The organism is Parabacteroides sp. TM07-1AC (assembly GCF_003480915.1).
GTDB lineage: Bacteria > Bacteroidota > Bacteroidia > Bacteroidales > Tannerellaceae > Parabacteroides > Parabacteroides chongii.
The window spans coordinates 88,048-108,232 of record NZ_QUKD01000015.1 but is presented as its reverse complement, the minus strand read 5'-3'; the positions used below and the strand labels follow the sequence as shown (position 1 = coordinate 108,232).

General features: G+C 45.4%; 15 protein-coding genes. 6 read left to right on the top strand and 9 right to left on the bottom strand.

Features of this window, described 5'->3' with window-relative positions; translation table 11 throughout:
- Positions 1–3: 3 nt before the first annotated feature.
- Both DXD68_RS22895 and DXD68_RS22890 read right to left on the bottom strand, forming a co-directional pair.
- Entirely contained in the window at positions 4–552 is a 549-nt protein-coding gene (locus DXD68_RS22895; RefSeq protein ID WP_122363771.1) for a DUF4924 family protein, read from the bottom strand.
- 2 nt (positions 553–554) lie between these two features.
- On the bottom strand, positions 555–1,475 hold the full coding sequence (locus tag DXD68_RS22890) for a Mur ligase family protein (protein WP_122363770.1): 921 nt from the start codon (positions 1,473–1,475) through the stop codon (positions 555–557).
- Positions 1,476–1,570: 95 nt separating this feature from the next.
- On the opposite strand from DXD68_RS22890, the gene DXD68_RS22885 reads away from it, so the two are divergent.
- The 3 genes from DXD68_RS22885 (at position 1,571) to DXD68_RS22875 (ending at position 7,459) form a co-directional block, all read left to right on the top strand.
- Positions 1,571–2,404, top strand: a complete 834-nt coding sequence (locus DXD68_RS22885; RefSeq protein WP_122363769.1) for an MBL fold metallo-hydrolase — start codon at positions 1,571–1,573, stop codon at positions 2,402–2,404.
- A gap of 123 nt (positions 2,405–2,527) precedes the next feature.
- A complete protein-coding gene (locus DXD68_RS22880; protein ID WP_122363768.1) occupies positions 2,528–4,849 on the top strand; it encodes a glycoside hydrolase family 20 protein in 2,322 nt (773 codons plus the stop codon).
- Positions 4,850–4,978: 129 nt separating this feature from the next.
- Positions 4,979–7,459: a S9 family peptidase gene (locus tag DXD68_RS22875; RefSeq protein WP_122363767.1), complete on the top strand. Its 2,481-nt coding sequence runs from the start codon at positions 4,979–4,981 to the stop codon at positions 7,457–7,459.
- A gap of 57 nt (positions 7,460–7,516) precedes the next feature.
- Here DXD68_RS22875 and ahpF read toward each other — a convergent pair whose 3' ends face one another.
- The 7 genes from ahpF to DXD68_RS22845 form a co-directional block, all read right to left on the bottom strand.
- Positions 7,517–9,067 carry an alkyl hydroperoxide reductase subunit F gene (gene ahpF, locus DXD68_RS22870; RefSeq protein ID WP_122363766.1) on the bottom strand — a complete coding sequence of 517 codons (1,551 nt, stop codon included), beginning with the start codon at positions 9,065–9,067 and terminating at the stop codon, positions 7,517–7,519.
- A 141-nt stretch (positions 9,068–9,208) separates the two neighbouring features.
- Positions 9,209–9,775, bottom strand: coding sequence for an alkyl hydroperoxide reductase subunit C (ahpC, locus tag DXD68_RS22865; RefSeq protein ID WP_122355897.1), 567 nt, complete (start codon positions 9,773–9,775; stop codon positions 9,209–9,211).
- Positions 9,776–9,934: 159 nt separating this feature from the next.
- Entirely contained in the window at positions 9,935–10,837 is a 903-nt protein-coding gene (locus tag DXD68_RS22860; protein WP_122363765.1) for a cation diffusion facilitator family transporter, read from the bottom strand.
- A 90-nt stretch (positions 10,838–10,927) separates the two neighbouring features.
- Positions 10,928–11,650 carry a pyruvate formate-lyase-activating protein gene (gene pflA, locus DXD68_RS22855; protein WP_122363764.1) on the bottom strand — a complete coding sequence of 241 codons (723 nt, stop codon included), beginning with the start codon at positions 11,648–11,650 and terminating at the stop codon, positions 10,928–10,930.
- A gap of 97 nt (positions 11,651–11,747) precedes the next feature.
- Positions 11,748–13,988, bottom strand: a complete 2,241-nt coding sequence (gene pflB / locus DXD68_RS22850; RefSeq protein WP_122363763.1) for a formate C-acetyltransferase — start codon at positions 13,986–13,988, stop codon at positions 11,748–11,750.
- A 441-nt stretch (positions 13,989–14,429) separates the two neighbouring features.
- Positions 14,430–14,588, bottom strand: a complete 159-nt coding sequence (locus tag DXD68_RS24620) for a DUF6383 domain-containing protein (protein WP_255419304.1) — start codon at positions 14,586–14,588, stop codon at positions 14,430–14,432.
- A 259-nt stretch (positions 14,589–14,847) separates the two neighbouring features.
- Positions 14,848–15,477, bottom strand: a complete 630-nt coding sequence (locus DXD68_RS22845; RefSeq protein WP_122363762.1) for a DNA-binding protein — start codon at positions 15,475–15,477, stop codon at positions 14,848–14,850.
- 581 nt (positions 15,478–16,058) lie between these two features.
- Here DXD68_RS22845 and DXD68_RS22840 point away from each other — a divergent pair.
- The 3 genes from DXD68_RS22840 (at position 16,059) to DXD68_RS22830 (ending at position 20,183) form a co-directional block, all read left to right on the top strand.
- Positions 16,059–17,387, top strand: a complete 1,329-nt coding sequence (locus DXD68_RS22840; RefSeq protein ID WP_122363761.1) for a porin — start codon at positions 16,059–16,061, stop codon at positions 17,385–17,387.
- Between the two features lie 40 nt (positions 17,388–17,427).
- Complete coding sequence (locus DXD68_RS22835; RefSeq protein ID WP_122363760.1) at positions 17,428–18,612, top strand: imelysin family protein; 1,185 nt, start codon at positions 17,428–17,430, stop codon at positions 18,610–18,612.
- 143 nt (positions 18,613–18,755) lie between these two features.
- Entirely contained in the window at positions 18,756–20,183 is a 1,428-nt protein-coding gene (locus DXD68_RS22830) for a di-heme oxidoredictase family protein (protein ID WP_165359828.1), read from the top strand.
- The last annotated feature ends 2 nt before the right edge of the window (positions 20,184–20,185 follow it).

The following is a 20,185-nucleotide window of genomic DNA, read 5'->3' as shown; positions in this document are numbered from 1 at the left end:
TCGTTAATCTTCTAATTTCAATTCTCCGTTCATATCTTCACGATACTTCTCGGCTAAAAGAGCCAGGAAAGAACTGATCTGTTTAATCGCTTCCTGTGTTTCCGGACTGACGGTTTTCCCCTGCATACGAAGAAGCAGATAACCATAGATTGCATTAAAACAGGTCTCCAGTTCCGGCAAGTCTTCCCCCCCGGACTTTGCCCGGAGCTGTACTATATAAGGAAGCGTTTTATAATAAGCCGCCCCGTAGATCATCTCTTTAGGCGACTTCAACAGCCGCAGGTGCAGGTCGGTCAGGGCTATGATCACATTCTTGTTCAGCTGGATATGTCCTTTTTCCATGACACCCTCGCTACGCATCATATCAATCAGTTCCTCATACCATTTGGCAATCTCCTCTTTCACCTCTTCCGGCTGGTCATATTGGGCAATCACCGTCCGGCGGATCGAATCGAGATCAAACTGATTGGCACGTATCAGGTCTTCCACCTGCCACATGTACAACAAATACTCGGCTATATTTTCTTTTCTTTTTTGTTTCGCTACAATCATAGCTACAAAGATACACTATATTCGGATATCGCCCGATAAAAATCAGCATCTTTAACACCTAACTGGCGGCATGCCAGGCGTGCAGCATTCAGATTCGTCAGGAAATAACTGTCCGGGACCTGTATCGGAAATTCGCCGTAACGGGTCTGGAGGAAAGTGGCACCGTCCTTTTCGATCACAGGATGCGCACCGTAAGAGATAGCGGTAATGTCTTCACGCACCTCTTCAGCCAACTGTTTCACAGCCGGATCCCCCTCGAAATAGATCAGCTTCCCTTCCCGTTCGATCAAGGTCGTAAAATTCCTGAATGTATCGTAATAGGCATCCGGGCTGGCGTGATCCGTTTCCGGTGTCCAGGCCAGATTGGTCAGTATCGCGATGTGAGGACGGAAAAACTCCAGCTGGAAACGTTTCTCCAATGCCGATGTAACATGTTCATCGCCTTCTATCAGGGCAATACGCGCCTCGTAGCTCATATGCACACGATTCGGCAACAAAGGGATTTCGCTGGTCAGGGCATAATCGAAAACCATCTTCTGCCGCTGGAGGGCATAAATGATCATCGAGATAACCGTTTTCTTTCCGCGGCTTCCCGCAACGACTACCCGAGTTTTCTCTTTGGTCCGCTGAAATATGAATTCAGGTATAGAGAGAATCAATAACCCTAATTCCTTAGCTTTTATCAGTTCCGGATTATCCTGCTTGACAGTGGCGCCCAAAACGACAAAATTATTATCCTTTGTTAATCTCTCCGGAAACCATCCGTTTCCATGACATGTACAACCAGCAGTGTGCAGCTTCGCTATCACTTCTTCCGTCATACCATCACCGGAAACACTCACTTCATATCCCTTCTCATGAATAGCCAAAGCCAGGTCAAGCACAAGAGGTTCGGTTACGGAGATTAAATGAACTTTTCGCATCGCTTAGATTTTGTCGCAAATGTACACAATTTCATCAAGGTTCACCATACCAGTAATAGAAAAAATAGGCTTATATTTGACACAAAAAAAGTGAAATGAATATACAGATAATCGATACAGGTTACTTTTACGCAGATGGCGGAGCCATGTTCGGAGCTATTCCGAAAACCGCATGGAGCCGGCGTTATCCAAGCAACGACACGAACGGCTGTGTCCTGGCAATGAGGAGCCTGTTAATATCAAACATTCCTGAAAAAGTGATCCTCGTAGACAACGGAGCAGGCACCAAGCATTTGAAGCAGTTAAGCTATTATAATTTCTTCGACCTGGTTGACCTGGGGGAAGAATTGCAGAAAAGAGGTATCACGGCCGGACAGGTGACGGATGTAGTACTTACCCATCTGCATTTTGACCACTGCGGCTATTCGACCCTGAAAAATGAAGAAACGGGAGAAATACTCCCGGCGTTTCCCAACGCCACTTACTGGGTCAGCCGCAAACAGTGGGAAAATTTCCTCCATCCGAACGCTCTGGAAAAAGATTCTTATTTTATAGAGAACATGCAGGCGATAGCCGATAACGGGCTGTTACGCCTCATCGATACAGACACGGAACTTTGTCCGGGTATCGACCTGCGTCTTTTCGACGGACACACACCGGGACAGATCGCTCCTTATATCCGGATGCCGGAACAAACCTTTGTCTTCATAGGCGATGTGATTCCCCTGGCAGCAAGCGTTTCCCCGGATTGGATTTCAGCCTATGACACTTTTCCCGTTACATCTTATCAGGAAAAAATACGCATACTGGAAGAAGCAGCCCGTGAAGGACAAGCACTCATTTATTGTCACGATGCTTATACTAAATGTAGTACAGTAAAGAAAATAAACGATTTCTTCAAGAAAGATAAAACGATAGAAATACAATAACATCACCGATTAACAGGCAAATTTATATCAGAAATAAAATAAATTACTATCTTTGGGAACAATCTCTAAGACAGATCATAAATACAAGAAAAAGACATTATCATTTATAACTTTATATAACGCATGAATAAACTAAGCAAACTGACGCTGCTTTGTGCAGCTTTTGCCGGAATGATGGCCTGTTCCGATGGAAAAGTCGCTAAAGGCGATTACGGGATTATTCCCCTGCCCCAGGAAGTATCCATGATCAATGGAGGCTCTTTTGTGTTAACACCTTCTACATCTATTGTCTATCCGGAAGGGAATGATCTGCTGAAACAGGCTGGCGAATTTCTGGCTGCTTATATTAAAGAAGCAACCGGTTATGCTCCGAAAGTCGTTACGGCAAAAGGCTCGAAACCGATCCATCTTTCGATAGACAAAAGCATTTCCAACCCGGAAGGTTACCGTCTGACAGTCACTCCCGAAGGTATCGAACTGGCTGGTGCCAGCGAAGCCGGAGTGTTCTACGGCATACAGACCTTGCGCAAGTCGATCCCGGCTGTTGCCGAAGGAATGAATATCGAACTGCCGTCTGTAACGATCAACGATTATCCCCGTTTTGCCTACCGCGGCATGCATCTCGACGTTTCCCGTCATTTCTTCACAGTGGATTCAATAAAAAAGTATATCGACATACTGGCTCTGCACAATATGAATACATTCCACTGGCATCTGACAGACGACCAGGGCTGGCGTATCGAGATCAAGAAATATCCGGAACTGACAAAAATCGGTTCCCAGCGCAAACAGACCGTGATCGGACATAACACCGGAGAATATGACGGCAAACCTTACGGCGGCTTCTATACACAGGACGAAATCCGTGACGTGATCGCTTATGCCCAGCAACGTTTTATCACGATTATCCCTGAAATCGACCTGCCGGGACACCAGCAGGCTGCATTGGCTACTTATCCGGAACTGGGTTGTACGGGCGGTCCGTATGATGTATGGCAGCAGTGGGGAATTTCCAACGATGTGATCTGTGCCGGAAACCCCAAGTCCATGCAGTTCCTGGAAGATGTGCTCTCGGAAGTGATCGACCTGTTCCCCTCCGAATACATCCATGTCGGCGGTGATGAATGCCCGAAAGTACGTTGGAAAACCTGTCCGAAATGTCAGGCAAGAATCAAGGCGGAAGGCATCAAAGGAGACAAGAAGCACAGTGCGGAAGAATATTTGCAGAGTTCTATAATCTCGCAGATGGAAAAATTCGTGGAAAGCAAAGGCCGTCATATCATCGGTTGGGATGAGATTTTGGAAGGCGGACTGGCACCGAATGCTACGGTTATGAGCTGGCGTGGCGTGGATGGCGGTATCGAAGCAGCCAAACAACACCACAATGTGATCATGACCCCGAATACGTATCTTTATTTCGACTATTACCAGTCTACCGATACGGAAAACGAACCGATGGCTATCGGTGGTTACTTGCCGCTGGAACGGGTTTACTCACTGGAACCGACTGCCGGTATCCCGGATGAATATAAGAAATATGTGATCGGCGTGCAGGCTAATCTCTGGACTGAATATATCCCGACTTTCTCACAGGTTGAATATATGGTCATGCCGCGTATGGCTGCTCTGGCAGAAGTGCAGTGGACAGACCCGAGCAAGAAGGAATATCAGAGCTTCCTGCCCCGCATGGTACGCATGACTAAACTGTATGACCGCCTGGGATACAATTACGCCAAGAATATTTTCGACATCCATGCCGAATTTACGACCGATACGGAAAACGGCGAGATCGTTGTCAACCTGTCGACCATGGGCGACGGCGATATTTATTACACACTGGACGGCAGCGAGCCGACAAGCGCAAGCAATAAATACGAAGCACCTGTAAAGATCAAGGAAAATGCGACGATAAAAGCCGTTGTAGTACGTCCTGCAGGTAACAGCCGCGTATTCTCTGAAAAGATCACGTTCAGCAAATCGACTGCAAAGCCGGTTACGTTGCGCGTTGCACCGAGCAAAGGATATGAGTTCAAAGGCGGTCCCGAAATGGCAGACGGCCTGATCGGCGACAGCAACTACAAGACTGGCCGCTGGTTGGGCTTCCAGGGAAAAGACCTGGATGCAGCGATCGACCTGAAACAGCCGGTTGAAATCAGCAAAGTATCTTTCAATACCAATGTGGTAAAAGGCGATTGGATCATGGGGGCTGCCGGAGTTACCGTCAAGGTTTCCGAAGACGGCAAGAACTTCAAGGAAGTAGTGTCCAAAACAATCCCTTCATTAAAGCAATCGGACAAAGACGGCATCTACCCGCAGGAAGTTACCTTTGCACCGGTAAAAGCCCGTTATGTAGAAGTGATCATCAAGAGCGACAAACTGCCTGCATGGCATGGTGGTGCAGGCAATCCTGCTTATCTGTTCGTTGACGAAATCAGTATTCAATAGAATATAAAAATACCAATACAAGGCCGGTTAAAGGATTACATCATTTCGATGCAACCTTTAATCGGCTTTTTTGTTTAAAATCCTCCAAGGAATAAATACCTTTGCACCAAATATCTAATTTTATTCGCCATGAGAAAAAACATGTTACTTTTGGCGGCGATCTGTTCCTGCTATAATCTGTTTGCCGAAGAGGTGATTGTGAAACAGTTCAGATATGCCGGCCCTTATGAAGTTAAAAAGCCGTTCCTGCAAGACAGCCTCGACGTAAACAGCAAGAAATTCACAGAAAAAGAGTTATTGAAAACAGCCATTCCGTTTAGTAATGTCCGCCAAAGCGCACAATTCCTGGAGACAGATACCAACGGGGAAAGTACGTTGCCGGGTACTAGTCAGGCTTGCCATATCGGACTGGCTTCTTTCTATCTGAACAGCGACCGATATGTAAAAGGGTCTTTGCAGATAAAAGGACCGGAAACCTACAAAGTCTATATAAATAATGAAAAGCAGACTCCCGCAGATGGAAAGATTGCACTGACTCTGGAACCTCACCGCTATGAAGTCGTGATCAAATACCTGTCGGAAAAAGATAAAACTGGTTCTCTGAAAGTCACTTTCGAAACGGAAGCAGAAGCGGTTGTTACGGCTACGACTGATCCGGAAAAAAGATATACCATCAGCGATGTGTTCGACGGGACACGCATGCGTTCCGTCAGCCTCTCTCCGGACGGGAAATATCTGCTGACAGCTTACCAGACCACTTTTCCCGGAGGTAAAACCGAATCATTCCAGCAGGTTACCGACCGGGCCAGCGGACAGGTCCTGATCGAAAGCAGCTCCAACGATTACAGCTGGATGCCGCAAAGCAACCTCCTCTACTATACACGTAACGGCTTGCAGGGCAAAGAACTGGTAAGTATCGATCCTGTAACCAAAACAGAAAATGTACTTTCCTCCAACTTGCCTGACGGATGGTTCATATTCTCCCCGACCGAAGAGTATCTGCTGTTTACCGTATCTGAGGAAGGTCCTAAAAAAGATAAGGATATGGAAGAGATACTGGTCCCCGACGACCGTCAACCGGGATGGCGCAACCGTTCCTTCCTCCACAAATACGATCTGGCGACAGGAGTTTTCGAACGCCTGACTTACGGGCATAACTCCACTTCGCTCAATGATATTTCACAGGATGGCCGTTACCTGCTATTCACAAGCCAGGAGCGCACACTGACCAAACGCCCGTTCAGCATCACCACCCTTTATCGCATGGACCTGCAAACGATGGAAACGGAAGCGTTGCTAAAAGATCCGTTTATCGGCCGCGCCACTTTCTCTCCGGACGGGAAGCTACTGGCTATCGAAGGTTCAGGGGAAGCGTTTGACGGCATCGGGCTGAATATCGCGCCGGGACAAACATCCAACACTGCCGACGGTCAACTGTTCATTTATGATTTAGGCAGTAAACAGGTATCTCCCGTCAGCAAGGACTTTAACCCATCCATTCAGTATTTTACCTGGAACAGACATGACAAGCAAATCTATCTGCAGGGAGAAGACAAAGATTGCGTTCGCCTGTATGTCCTCAATCCGTCCACCGGCAAGATCAAGCCGATCCCGCTAAAAGAAGATATACTCTCTGATTTCACACTAGCCGAATCAGCTCCCGAGCTGGTCTATTACGGAGAAAGTGCTTCCAATTCGCAACGTCTTTACTCTGTGAACCTGAAAAAGAACACGACAGTCTGCCTGAAAGACCTTTCCAAAGACATACTCAAAGATATCACGCTGGGAGAAGTTCGTGACTGGAATTTTAAAGCTGCTGCCGGTGATACGATTTACGGACGTTACTACCTGCCTCCTCATTTCGATCCGAACAAAAAATATCCGCTGATCGTCAACTATTACGGTGGAACAAGCCCGACAGAACGTTCGCTGGAAAACCGTTATCCGTCACATGCATATGCTGCATTGGGCTATATCGTTTATATTATCCAGCCCAGCGGAGCAACCGGTTTCGGACAGGAGTTCTCAGCACGCCACGTCAACGCCTGGGGGAAACGTACCGGTGATGAGATTATCGAAGGGACAAAGAAGTTCTGTGCAGAACATAATTTCGTCGATGCCAAGAAGATCGGTTGTATCGGTGCTTCTTACGGAGGTTTTATGACACAGTACCTGCAAACAAAAACAGATATCTTCGCCGCAGCTATCTCACATGCCGGTATCAGCGACATTACAAGTTATTGGGGAGAAGGTTACTGGGGCTATTCATACAGTTCGCTGGCAACGGCAAACAGTTACCCCTGGAATGCCCGCGATATATATGTAGAACAAAGTCCGTTGTTCCATGCAGATAAGATCAATACTCCGCTCCTGTTCCTGCATGGCTCCGTCGATACGAATGTGCCTGTCGGAGAAAGTATCCAGATGTTTACCGCCCTGAAACTACTGGGTAAGGAAACCGCCTTTATACAAGTGACAGGACAAAATCATCAGATTTTCGACTATAAGAAACGTACCGAGTGGAACAATACAATCTACGCCTGGTTCGCCAAATGGCTGAAAGAACAACCGGAATGGTGGGAAGCCTTATATCCTGCCAAGTCCTTATAAAAAAGAGACCCTCAGTCCATAGCTTGAGGGTCTCTTTTTATAATATATACCGTTACGTTACAACATGCCGCGCATCCGGTCTTCGAAAGCAGTCAGTGCCGCTTTCGCCCCTTCGCCCATCGAAATGATAATCTGTTTGTAAGGCACAGTTGAAACATCGCCTGCCGCATAGATACCCGGCACACTGGTACGGCAATGGTTATCGATCACGATCTCACCCGGACGGTTCGTATCCACTACCTCACGGAAAGCACCGCTATTAGCAGCCAAACCTATCTGAACGAATATACCATCCAACTCAATCGTACGTACTTCATCCGTCTGACGGTCCTTGACACGGATACCGGTTACCTTCTCACCGTTCCCCAATACTTCCATAGTTTGTGAATTCATGAATATCTCCACATTGGGCAGGCTTCTAAGTTTATCCTGCAATACCTGGTCGGCTTTCAGCGTATCGGCAAATTCCAACACTGTTACCTTCGAGCAGATACCAGCCAGGTCGATAGCCGCCTCGATACCGGAATTACCGCCACCCACTACAGCGACATGTTTCCCTTTATAGAACGGTCCGTCACAATGCGGACAAAAAGCGACACCACGTCCGATATATTCCGCTTCACCAGGGATATTCAGACGACGCCAGCTCGCTCCGGTTGCCACAATCACGGCAGGAGCAATCAATTTCTCGCCGGTAGAAGTCGTTAATATCTTATCACGGCCCTCTATTGTCACATTCTCCACACGGCGATGTTCGAGGATGTCGATCGGATAATCTTTCATATGCGACATCAGGTCGAGCGCCAGTTGCTGACCAGTGGTCTGAGGAACAGATATCATATTCTCAATACCCACCGTTTCCTTCACCTGACCACCGATACGATCTGCAACAACGGCTACTTTCAAGCCTTTACGCACCGTATAGATGGCAGCCGCACTACCAGCCGGACCACCGCCCACAATGATCACATCGTAGTTCTTCTCAACAACAGGCAAGTCTGTTTCCTTCACGCCGTACTGAGCTTCCAGCTTACCGAGCAGTTCACCGAAATCGCCCCGTCCCACATGGATCAGTTTGCCGTCGGCAAAGACAGAAGGGACACCCTGCACTTTCATGGCTTCCACTTCTTCCTGGTTGATCGCCCCGTCTACCATCTCATGCGTGATCTCCGGATTCAGTGTAGCCATTGCGTTCAAAGCCTGCACTACGTCCGGACAATTGGTACAGGTCAGAGAGACATAGGTAGTCAGTTTGACCGGACCGTTCAGAGCTTTCACACGGTTGCAGATACTTTCATCGGGGATATTTTTACCTTTGCCATCGCTATTCAGAAGTGCCAGCAGGAGAGACGTAAATTCGTGTCCGTTAGGAACACCGCGGAACTTTATCCCGGTTTTCTCACCGTTCTTCAACAAGGAAAATTCCAGACCGTCGCCATCGGCTACCTGTACAGAGATTTTATCGGAACAATCTGCTACATCGTTCAGCAGTTCCAACAGTTCCTTGCGGCTTTCGTGTTCAGGAGAAACCCGCACGTCAAAAATATATTCGTTCGTTAATCCGCCGAAAATGCCGGATAACTGATTTTTCATTGATGCATCTAACATATTAATTGAAAATTGAAAGTTGAAAATTGAAAATTAATCCCTGAAAAAAGAATTGAGAACTGAGAATTGAAAACCTTGTACCAAAGACTCATTTTCAATTTTCAATTCTCAATTTTCAATTAAGAAAAGCTTTCGCTTTTCTTAGATCTTACCGACCAGATCGATGCTCGGTTTCAATGTTTCGCCGCCTTTTTTCCATTTGGCAGGACAAACTTCACTCGGGTGTTCAGCGATGAACTGAGCTGCTTCTACTTTACGAAGCAGTTCGTCTGCATTACGACCGATACCGTTATCGTTGATTTCAGCCAGTTTGATCTTTCCTTCCGGATTAACCAGGAATGTACCGCGGTAAGCCATACCGTCTTCTTCGATCATGACACCGAATGCACGGCTCAATACGCCTGTCGGGTCAGCCAACATCGGATATTTGATCTTACGGATCGTTTCAGAAGCATCATGCCATGCTTTGTGTACGAAGTGTGAATCTGTACTTACAGAGTAAACCTCTACGCCCATAGCCTGGAACTGGTCATATTTGTCAGCCATATCTACCAACTCAGTCGGACAAACGAAAGTAAAGTCAGCCGGGTAGAAAAAGAAAATTGCCCATTTGCCTTTGATATCGTCGCTGCTTACAGTTTCGAACTTACCATTGTGGTATGCCTGTACTTTGAACTCGGGTGCTTGTGAATTGATAATAGGTTCCATAGAATTTTTATTTTAATCGTTATTACTATTTTGTTTTGTTTCTGATGCAAAGATAAGTTGCCGATTCGAGGTAAGAACAAAAAATCCAATCGAAAGGTTTTATGCACTCATAGACAAAATCTTTGAGTATCAGCATTTCAGAGTTATTAACAAGAAGAGTCAATCTGGCCAGCAGAGGTTTTCACCCTTGATTTCCGAGGTCTCGAACTCCAGGGTGGCATGATGTATGCCGACATGCTGCAACTCATGTTTTAGTTCCTGTTTGATACGTTCCATTTCTGAAAGATCGTCGATCGAAACATGGGCGGTCAAGGCTGTTTCAGTCGTACTGATCGCCCAAATATGCAGGTGATGGACCCTTCTCACACCTTCCACGGCGTGCATGGCTTTTTCGACCTTTTCGATATCCGTTCCGGAAGGAACACCGTCCAGCGAAAGACGCAGGCTGTCACGCAGCAATCCCCAGGTAGAATAGATAATGACCAAAGCGATGACCAGCCCGATCACCGGGTCGATGATGTACCAGCCGGTATGTGCAATGACAATCCCGGAAATAACGACACCGACAGACACCAGCGCATCCGCTGCCATATGCAGATAAGCCCCTTTCACATTCAGGTCCTTATCCTTATCTTTCATAAAAAGCCACGCCGTAACCGCATTGATAACGACACCGATCCCGGCAACCCAGGCGATAGCATCTCCTTCCACCGGACGGGGATGAAGCAGCTTCGTTATACTCTCAGCTATAATGATACCGACAGCGACCAACAGAATGACCGCATTCAGTAGGGAGACCAGTACCGTACTTTTTTTATATCCATAAGTATAACTGGCGGTCGGATGTACCTTTGCCAGCCGGAAAGCCAGCATAGCCAATACGAGGCTGGCAACATCGCCCAGGTTATGTCCGGCATCAGACAGCAACCCCAGCGAATTATACCAGAAACCCGCTGCAAACTCGGCTACAACAAATGCCAGGTTCAAGGTAATACCGATGATAAAGGCTTTATTCAAAGAGGTTATTTCGTGATGATGATGGTCGTGATGATGTTGTTCCATATTCGTTCCTACTTTTATTTGAGTAACAATATGGGACAAAACTATGTTCTTCCTATCGGCAAAAATTCACAGGGAACGGATTGAATAGGGTTACACGGTTATACCCTGTTTCTTAAATATCTCTTTTGCATTTGCCAGACGTTCGGCAGACAGAGGTTCTACGTCTTTTAATTTGTACTCCATCCCTTGTGCTTCGTATTTGTAAGCACCCATTGTATGGTAAGGTAACAGTTCGGCTTTCCGTACCACTTTATAACGGCTGATATATTCCGCCAGTTTACCCAAGGCTTCGTCATTATCCGTCCATCCGGGAACGATGACGTGACGGATCCATACAGGAACATCCCGTTTCTCCAGTTCATCCAGAAAGCGTAATGTATTATCCAGTTTTACAGCCGTCAACCGAGGATGTAATTCGGGATCGATCGTTTTTATATCCAACAGGACAAGGTCTGTATATTCCAATACCTCCAATGCTTTCGGTATACAGACATAACCGGAGGTATCCAGTGTCGTATGGATGCCGGCTTCCCGGCAAAGACGGAAAAAAGCAGTAAGGAACTCTGCCTGCAACAAAGGTTCTCCCCCTGTGACAGTCACCCCTCCTTTAGCTATAAAATTCTTGTAACGTAAGACTTCGGCAAGTAGTTCTTCCGGTGTCAACAGGTATTTAGCTTCTCCCCTGCTATCCCAGGTATCCGGGTTATGGCAATAGAGACAACGAAGCGGACACCCTTGCATAAAAACAACAAAACGAATACCGGGGCCATCGACTGTCCCGAAACTTTCTAAAGAATGAATTTTCCCCTTCATGATAGTTGACAGATGACAGTTGACTGTTGACAGATGACAGGTAGAGAAGCTTTACGCATCCTCTAACTGTCAACTGTCACTTGTCAACTATCAACTGTTAAAGTGAGTGATTGATTGTTCTTGAAATTACGTCTAACTGCTGTTCGCGTGTCAGCTTCACGAAGTTTACGGCATAACCGGAAACACGGATGGTCAGCTGCGGATACTTTTCAGGATGATCCATTGCGTCGAGCAGCAATTCCTTGTCGAATACGTTTACGTTCAGATGTTGTCCGCCGTCCGGAGTAAAGTAACCGTCCAGCAAACCAACCATATTGGCGATCTGGGTATCACGTTCTTTACCTAAAGTAGCAGGAGAAACGGCAAACGTATAAGAGATGCCGTCATGTGCATGCTGGAACGGCAACTTGGCAACAGAAGCCAGTGCTGCGATCGCCCCCTTGGTATCGCGTCCGTTCATCGGGTTGGCACCCGGAGCAAACGGCGTACCGCCTTCACGCCCGTCAGGAGTAGCCCCTGTCTTCTTACCATAGACCACATTGGAAGTAATGGTCAGGATAGACTGTGTCGGAGTAGCATTACGGTATGTCTGGTGCTGGCGCAGATATTCCATGAACATTTCAGTAATATCTACGGCAATACTGTCCGTACGGTCATCGTTATTTCCGAAAGGAACATAATCGCCTTCACGTTCAAAGCCGACAGCCAGTCCGCGTTCATCACGGATCACCTTCACTTTCGTATCGCGGATAGCCGCCAACGAGTCTGCAACGATAGAAAGACCGGCAATACCTGTCGCGCGGATACGTTCCACATGACCGTCGTGCAAGCCCATCTCGAATGCTTCGTAAGCATACTTATCGTGCATATAGTGGATGATCTTCAGAGCATTGACATATACTTTCGCCAGCCAGCGCATCATCTGTTCGTATTTCTCCATTACTTCGTTGTAATCGAGGTATTCGCTGGTGATCGGCTCGAATCTCGGAGCCACCTGTACGCCCGAACGTTCGTCACGTCCTCCATTGATCGCGTACAGCAAACATTTAGCCAGGTTGGCACGTGCACCGAAATACTGCATCTGTTTACCGATCTTCATCGGAGATACACAGCAGGCAATACCATAATCATCGCCATAATCCGGACGCATCAGATCGTCGTTCTCATACTGGATAGCAGAAGTATCGATAGAAACCTTTGCACAGAAACGTTTCCAGTTTTCGGGAGCATTGTTAAACCACAGCACTGTCAGGTTGGGTTCCGGAGCCGGACCGAGGTTGTATAATGTATGCAGGTAACGGTAAGATGTCTTTGTTACCAAAGAACGGCCGTCGACACCCTGCCCGCCTAAAGATTCAGTCACCCAAACCGGATCACCGGAGAACAGATCGTTATATTCCGGAGTACGCAGGAAGCGGACAATACGCAGTTTGATAATGAACTGGTCGATCAACTCCTGTGCTTCTTCTTCCGTCAGTTTACCTTCACGGAGATCTTTGTCAATATAAATATCGAGGAAAGTAGAAGTACGTCCCAACGACATAGCCGCACCATCCTGGTCTTTTACAGCAGCCAGGTAAGCCAGATAGACAAACTGAACGGCTTCGCGTGCATCCTTTGCTGGTTTAGTCACATCGAAACCATAGCCGGCACACATCTTTTCGAAGGCTTTCAGAGCCTTGATCTGTTCGGATATCTCCTCACGGCTCTGGATAATCTCTTCCGTCAGTTCCTGAATATCGAGTCTTTTCAGATAGTTCTTTTTCTCTTCAATCAGGATGGCAGTACCATACAATGCTACGCGGCGGTAGTCACCGATGATACGTCCGCGTCCGTAAGCATCCGGCAGTCCGGTGATGATAGCGGAGCGACGTGCTGCAATCATTTCATCCGTATAAGCAGAGAAAACGCCTTCGTTGTGCGTCTTTCTATATTTTGTGAAGATTTCTTTTGTCATCGGATCCAGCTTGTAGCCGTAAGCTTCCAGGCTGTTTTCCACCATGCGAATACCACCTTTCGGGAAAATACCGCGTTTCAGAGGGGCATCGGTTTGCAGGCCGACAATTACTTCGTTTTCTTTGTCAATATAACCTGGTCCGTAAGTATCTATGCCTTGAGGATATTTTGTTTCAGCGTCGTAAACACCCTTCTCCCTTTCTACCTTAAACATTTCGGTCAGTTTATCCCAAACTTTCTTCGTCTTATCCGAGGAGCCCTTCAGGAAAGAATCATCCCCTTCATAAGGTTTATAATTGTTCAGGATAAAATCCCTTACATTAATCTCTCTTTTCCAAATTTCGCCTTTGAACTGCGCCCAGTTCTCGTTTTCAAACTTCATACCTATCTTTGTTTACTTCGGTTTTAATTTCGATGCAAAGGTACTGCTTTTATAGGTGACTAAAAACTATTGTACAACCTGGATGTCTCCCAAACAGCCAAAATCACTACAAATAGTTACTAAAAAGGCCCTATAACTAGGGTGTATCGCTTGTTTTAGGTATCACTGGGCATGGTATGATAAATAATACAAAAAAAGATGAATATGAATCTTTAAGATCACAAATTGTGACCTAAAAAAATTAATGAGAGCCTTTGTTGTTATCCGCCAGCTGATCGCTAACCCTATATTGTTTTGTCCGTTTTTGTTCTCCCGTCAGCGGAAGGGAAGTCTTGCTTCAATTCTGCATGGTTACTCCAAATGTTATTTTCATCAATCACCTTCCTACGTTGTATTCTCATTTCATTTACTCTTTACCACAAAACTACGAAAAATGTAGCTTCAAAACGATGTAATGACTGTGTTAGCAATTGTCAGACCAAGTACGTTCGTGATTACTACATTCTTGCCTTCAGCACCCTTAACAATTACGGCACCGTCATTAGCGATTATGCTGATCGAAGATATCGTGATATCTTCGTTTGCTGTCGGATGACTGATTGTTCGAATAAGAAATAAAAAAGGAACCGTCCTTCACAGGAAAGCTCCTTTTTTATGTCGGAAACAACCAATAAAAACATTCCGACATAACGTTTAATCATCTTATATGCTTACATAATTAGCAAAAAGGTTTTGATATAGCGATTATACTAATAGTGTTACTTTCTTTTTACATTGCAAAGATAGGGCAGCCCGCAAGAGTGCACAATACCTATTACTGAGTAAAAAAAGAGGTGCCGGCTACCTATTCTGTGTTATATTAAAGAATATCCAGATTCTCGCCGGCAACATATACCACAGACTTGCCTGAGCCACGCCGGCGAAGCACTCCCCGGCTAATGAAATCATTCAGCTCATTCATAGCGCCGTAAGAAGTCAGTTGGCTCAGCTGAATATATTCCTTTCGGGTGATACAGATATTTATTTTGAGAAAAGACACCAGCTTTTCCTTTCTTTCTTCCACAGTAGAGGTGATTTTCTTCTTCTTTCGCGAAAGGGAATGCACACGTTCCAGCTTCATCTCACTGCTGATCTTTTTGCGAAACTCGCTGCTGAGCCTTAGATGTACGTTTTGGAAGGTGACTGATTCCGCCCTGATTTTTTCTTCCTCGTCATCCGTTTCCTGCAGACACTTCAGCGAAGTACTAAAAAAGCCAAGCTCGCCCACTTCCACGATGTTGCCCTCAGCAAGCAGATAACGTAAGTCGTCAACAATGGCATCGAGTGCTCCGGTCAACACATTTTTCGGCAAATGTTCATAGGCAGCCACATGTCTAATAAACTCTTCACGCGTATACGTTTTTTTAGGATAAATGCGGGCATGCAGTGATTTCTTGTCCTCCTTCCCTTTAGGTGAAGGCGTTTCATACAGATCATATTGTGCGCTCATAGATTATATGGTATTATTTTAAAGTAACAAATTCTTTTCTCACTAAAAACTAATCGTTCGATAGCCGTTCTCTACTCGTTCAACGGCTGTCATCTATTCGTTTGATATTAGTCGAATGAATAAAGAACGGCTATCGAACGATTAATTTTTAGAAAACAAAGATATAAAGAATAAGAAAAGAATGGGTATCTGTTGTAAATAAAAAAAGAGCCATTCTTCACAGAATGACTCATCTTTTATATGAAAGGAACAACCAATAAAAAATCCCTTTCATTTGGGTATTTACCTTATAAATAATAGGTGTACATAAAAATCAACAATTTCGGTTTCGGTCAGGACGATTATACTAATAGTAAAACTTAATTGATGATGCAAAGGTAAAGTCATATAAAAGTACCTGCAATACCTATATATATGTAAAACTTACTCATCTCTAACCATTAATAGGGATTTTACAGCATTTTTCCAGTAAAACACCACACAATACCCACAAATAGGTAGCATCGGGTAATTTATACCTACTATACGCGATTGCGCATACTTTTTAACCGCCCTAATTTTGCCAAAAATTTCAAAAGGCAATGAGAAAATTAACAAATTTGTTGGCTATCACTCTACTTGGATCCTGTGCAACAGCCTTTGCACAGAGCAACGAAGAGTCAACAGCGGCAGATGAATCGGCAAAGATTTATGCCAGCGGTTATGATAAATTTAGATTTGGCGGTTATGGTGAAATCCTAGCGAATTTTATGGATTATGGTATCAACCGCTTTTACGGAGGGAATAATGGAAATGCAAAAACAAACAGAAACTCAATCTCTATCCCTCGTTTCGTTGTAGCTTTCGACTATAAATTTAATCCTAAATGGATATTAGGGGCAGAAATTGAATTCGAAGCGGGTGGTACAGGTACTGCTTATGAACTTGAAAATACAGAAAACGGAGAATATGAAACTGAAGTCGAAAAAGGTGGCGAAGTGGCACTGGAACAGTTTCATATCACACGGTTAATCCACCCCGCATTCAATGTCCGGGTGGGACATATTATCGTTCCGGTCGGTTTAACGAACGCGCATCATGAACCTATCAACTTCTTCGGTACATCCCGCCCTGAAGGAGAAGCAACGCTTATCCCCTCCACATGGCATGAAAACGGTATCGAAGTGTTCGGTACATTTGGTAGAGATTATACTCGCTTCAGTTATGAAGCGTTGGTTGTTTCCGGATTAAATGCCTGCGGATTCTCGCGCGACGAATGGGTTGCAGGAGGCAAACAAGGTATTTTCGAAACAGACAACTTTACTTCTCCTGCTTACGTAGGTCGTTTAAATTATGAAGGCGTTCCCGGATTAAGAGTCGGAGCCTCATTCTATTATTGTAACAACGTAGGTGCAAACTCTGATAAACCGCACACATTTGTCAGTATAGGAAAAAGTCCGCTACGCATTTACACGGCAGACCTTCAGTACAAAAACAAGTATGTAACAGTCCGGGGAAATCTGATTTACGGAAGCTTAAGCAATGCCGAAGCTCTTTCCGGCAAAATAGGTACACAAAGTAATACATCTCCTTACAGCCGTCTTACCCCGGTTGCTAAAAATGCAGTCAGCTATGCCGGCGAAGTCGGCGTTAACCTTCGCTCTATCTTCAAAGAGAATAAGAAAGTCCCGGTAATTTATCCGTTTGCGCGTTACGAATATTACAATCCGCAAGAGAAGGGCGAAGGTAAACAGACCATGGACCTTCGTGATAAAGTAAGTATGTGGACTGCCGGAGTTAACTGGTATGCACTCCCCAACCTGGTTGTTAAAGCTGATTATACAACACGCAAAATCGGCGGAGGAAAATACAACAGCGAAAACGAGTTCAGTTTAGCAGTTGCTTATGTAGGCTGGTTCATCAACAAATAAAGAATGAAATAATATAAATCTATTTTAATAACAGAAGAAAATGAAAAAGAAGTTTTTATCATTTGCTGCATTTATGTTAAGTATAGCTCTGACATTCAGTGCTTGCTCAAACGATGACGACGATCCTCAAACGGAAACACCGACAGATCTTGACTACTCTGCTGAAAATGCGGAGGCATGGGGTAATTACATGTATAACGTTGCCAGCTTGCTTAAAAATGATGCTGCCAATTTATATAAATATTGGAATGAAGACTACAAAGGGGCTGGTCCTTATGCAGAAGCATTCAAGAAACATAATATCGGAGGCGAGACAAGCATCAAAACGGCATTGAACGGTATCGAACAGATTTTCGACAAATGCGCCGAAATCGCCAACGAAGTAGGTAGTGCAAAGATTGGTGACCCTCTTGACAAATATAATTCAGGAGATAAAGAAGGTGCACTTTATGCCGTAGAATCATGGTATAGCTGGCATTCACGCGACGACTATACCAATAACATCTGGTCAATCCGTAACTCTTATTACGGAACGGTTTCTGCCAACGATGCAAACGACCAAAATGATATTCAGACAAGCTCTATTTATAAATTGGTTGAGGCAATGGATGCCGATATGAACAAGAAGTTGAATGACGCCATCCATGCGACAGCCGAAGCTATCCAGAATATCCCGCAGCCTTTCCGCAACAACATCAACAGTGATGAAGCATTAGCCGCTCAGGAAGCTTGTCTTTCATTGGAAAATATTCTGAAAGAAGTAAAAGCTGCCGTACGTGCTGCCTATGAAAATACACCGAACGACAGCAAGCTGGAAGCAATCCTGGTTCAATACACAGACTACGTAGTGTTGCCGACCTACAAATCGTTGATGGAAAAGAATGCAGCCTTGTTCGAAGCTGTTAAACAGTTCAAGAATAGTCCGAGCAATAGCAATTTCGATGCAGCCAGCGAAGCATGGCTTGTTGCTCGCGAACCATGGGAAAAGAGCGAAGGCTTCCTGTTCGGTCCGGTTGACACAGAGGGTCTTGATCCTAACATGGATAGCTGGCCTTTAGACCAGAACATGATTGTTAGTATCTTGGAATCAGGTAACTTCGACAAAATGGAATGGGATGAAGACGACGACAGTGCTTCGGTAGAAGCTGCACAGAATGTACGTGGTTATCACACCTTGGAATACCTATTGTTTAAAGACGGAAAACCGCGTAAAGTAAACAACTAAAAAATAACCAGGTGAATCTTTTTCACTATTACATAATGCCTTGAAGTAGCCCGGTTATGCGACCTGGCTACTCCAAGGCTTTGGAACGTTTGACAATGGATTTCAAACGAATAAGATCTGATCAAAAATAAAGAAAAATCAATATGAAATTTCGACATCTGTTTTTTCCTCTGTTGTTCCTAGCTCCACTCTGTTCCTGCGAAAAAGAAGGGATAGATATGGATGATGTAGAAGTTCCTAATAATTATGCGCTCTCAGCCGGAACTTCGACTATCTTCCTCAATTCATCCGTAGCATACGACACAGAAGCAGACTGGGTATCAGGTAAATATTCGACCCGGTTTAATAATGGAGATAGATTGTATGACGACGTACGCACGAGTAGTAACGGCACAGGTGGTGGCCTCGGCCCGGTGTATGCGGGTTATTCCTGTGGAAGCTGCCATCGTAATGCCGGACGAACCAAGCCGACATTATGGAGCGAAGGAGGCTCCGGAAGCTACGGATTTTCTTCCATGCTGGTTTATATCGCCAAAAGAAACGGGGCACAATTCAAAAACTACGGCCGTGTATTGCACGACCAGGCCATATATGGCGTAAAGCCGGAAGGTAAACTTTCCGTTGAATATACATACGAAACGTTCTCGTTTCCTGATGGCGAAACATACGAGTTATGTAAACCTGAATATTCGATTTCAGAATGGTATGCCGACAGTATCGCTCCAAAGGATCTGTTCTGTACCGTACGTATTCCTTTACGCCATGTCGGCATGGGGCAGATGATGGCACTCGATCCGACAGAGATCGAAGCACTTGCTGCAAAAAGTAATTATCCTGAATATGGAATCAGCGGCCGTTGCAACTATATTTCCGAACGAGGCGTCATGCGTCTGGGCCTGTCCGGCAATAAGGCACAGCACGCAGACTTGACCATTGAACTCGGTTTTTCCAGCGATATGGGTGTAACAAACAGTCGTTATCCGGAAGAGATCTGCGAAGGACAGATACAAATGGATCAGGGAAGCATGATGGGCCTTTCGTATGATCAACTGGATGTCTCGACAGAAGAGATGGAAAATGTGGACCTTTATCTGCATGCCCTGGGTGTTCCGGCCCGAAGAAACGTCAATGATCCGCAGGTAATCAAAGGAGAACAAAAATTCTACGAAGCCAAATGTCACCTATGCCACGTAACAACGCTGCACACCAAGACACGCGGTGCCGCCTTATTGAATGGGACACAATTACCCTGGCTGGGAGGACAAACCATCCATCCGTATTCCGACTTTCTATTGCATGACATGGGATCTGAGATTATGGGAGTTGGACTGAACGACAACTATGTCAGCGGCCTGGCACGCGGCAATGAATGGCGTACCACTCCTTTATGGGGAATCGGCCTTCAAGAAACAGTCAACGGACATACTTACTATCTCCATGACGGACGTGCCCGCAACCTGGTTGAAGCCATCATGTGGCACGGAGGTGAAGGAGAGGCATCCAAGAATTTATTTAAGAAAATGAGTAAAGAAGACCGTGATGCGTTAATCACATTTATCAATTCATTATAATA

Coding starts and splice junctions, on each gene's coding strand:
- DXD68_RS22895 (WP_122363771.1), bottom strand. CDS start 552: ATGATTGTAGCGAAACAAAAAAGAAAAGAAAATATAGCCGAGTATTTG.
- DXD68_RS22890 (WP_122363770.1), bottom strand. CDS start 1,475: ATGCGAAAAGTTCATTTAATCTCCGTAACCGAACCTCTTGTGCTTGAC.
- DXD68_RS22885 (WP_122363769.1), top strand. CDS start 1,571: ATGAATATACAGATAATCGATACAGGTTACTTTTACGCAGATGGCGGA.
- DXD68_RS22880 (WP_122363768.1), top strand. CDS start 2,528: ATGAATAAACTAAGCAAACTGACGCTGCTTTGTGCAGCTTTTGCCGGA.
- DXD68_RS22875 (WP_122363767.1), top strand. CDS start 4,979: ATGAGAAAAAACATGTTACTTTTGGCGGCGATCTGTTCCTGCTATAAT.
- ahpF (WP_122363766.1), bottom strand. CDS start 9,067: ATGTTAGATGCATCAATGAAAAATCAGTTATCCGGCATTTTCGGCGGA.
- ahpC (WP_122355897.1), bottom strand. CDS start 9,775: ATGGAACCTATTATCAATTCACAAGCACCCGAGTTCAAAGTACAGGCA.
- DXD68_RS22860 (WP_122363765.1), bottom strand. CDS start 10,837: ATGGAACAACATCATCACGACCATCATCATCACGAAATAACCTCTTTG.
- pflA (WP_122363764.1), bottom strand. CDS start 11,650: ATGAAGGGGAAAATTCATTCTTTAGAAAGTTTCGGGACAGTCGATGGC.
- pflB (WP_122363763.1), bottom strand. CDS start 13,988: ATGAAGTTTGAAAACGAGAACTGGGCGCAGTTCAAAGGCGAAATTTGG.
- DXD68_RS22845 (WP_122363762.1), bottom strand. CDS start 15,477: ATGAGCGCACAATATGATCTGTATGAAACGCCTTCACCTAAAGGGAAG.
- DXD68_RS22840 (WP_122363761.1), top strand. CDS start 16,059: ATGAGAAAATTAACAAATTTGTTGGCTATCACTCTACTTGGATCCTGT.
- DXD68_RS22835 (WP_122363760.1), top strand. CDS start 17,428: ATGAAAAAGAAGTTTTTATCATTTGCTGCATTTATGTTAAGTATAGCT.
- DXD68_RS22830 (WP_165359828.1), top strand. CDS start 18,756: ATGAAATTTCGACATCTGTTTTTTCCTCTGTTGTTCCTAGCTCCACTC.